This window comes from Wolbachia endosymbiont of Madathamugadia hiepei, assembly GCF_013366855.1.
GTDB lineage: Bacteria > Pseudomonadota > Alphaproteobacteria > Rickettsiales > Anaplasmataceae > Wolbachia.
Genome location: NZ_WQMP01000206.1, coordinates 1 through 755 on the forward strand (window position 1 = coordinate 1; position 755 = coordinate 755).

1 protein-coding gene is annotated in these 755 nt (G+C 35.4%); it reads right to left on the minus strand.

Annotated elements, in window-relative coordinates:
• Nucleotides 1-102 precede the first annotated feature (102 nt).
• Nucleotides 103-755: ABC transporter permease (locus tag GO685_RS05395; RefSeq protein ID WP_175937890.1), on the minus strand; the 653-nt coding region annotated here is incomplete at its 5' end.

Consider the following 755-nt stretch of genomic DNA (forward strand, 5'->3'; position numbering starts at 1 on the left):
GACAAGACTGCTGAGGTTTTTATGGGTTTTTTAAACTTCGTTGGTTCTCTCATATGGCTTCTCTAAAATTTTGTTCACAGAGACTAGTGAACTCATTAAAATTTATTTTTTACTCCCATCGTCAAGCTTAAATAAGATCACTGTGGAGATTAAGCCGATCATAACTATCATTAACGAAAACGGGGCAGCTTCTCTGTAGCGCTCATCGCTTACAAGCTCATATATTCTAGTTGATATAGTTTCAAAATTAAATGGCCTGATAATGAGTGTTGCCGTGAGTTCCTTGATAGTATCCATAAACACGAGCAAAAACCCCGACAATATACTTTTCCTGATGAGAGGAATATGAACATTCAAACACGTGGAAATAGGTCCATGACCCATAGTATATGCGGTCCACTCAATTTCATTTGGTGTTTTTTTGAGCCCTGATTCTATTGCTTTAAAAGATATAGCAAAAAAACGAAATAAATACGAGTAAACCAAAGCACCAACAGTTCCTACTAGGCTCACTTCCACTATATATTGAGTAACAAAAGAAGATATCTTGCTTAAAAATATTATTATACTAATTGCAATAATCACATTTGGAATTGCGTAGCCTAAGGAAATAAGACGTGCTACACTACTGATTGTCCTATTTTTACGCGCCGCATATCCAATCATTATTGCAATGCTAATCGAGATTAGCGCGGTAACAAATGATAAACTAAAGCTATTTGCTATTATGCTATAGAATCTTGCCTCATATATGA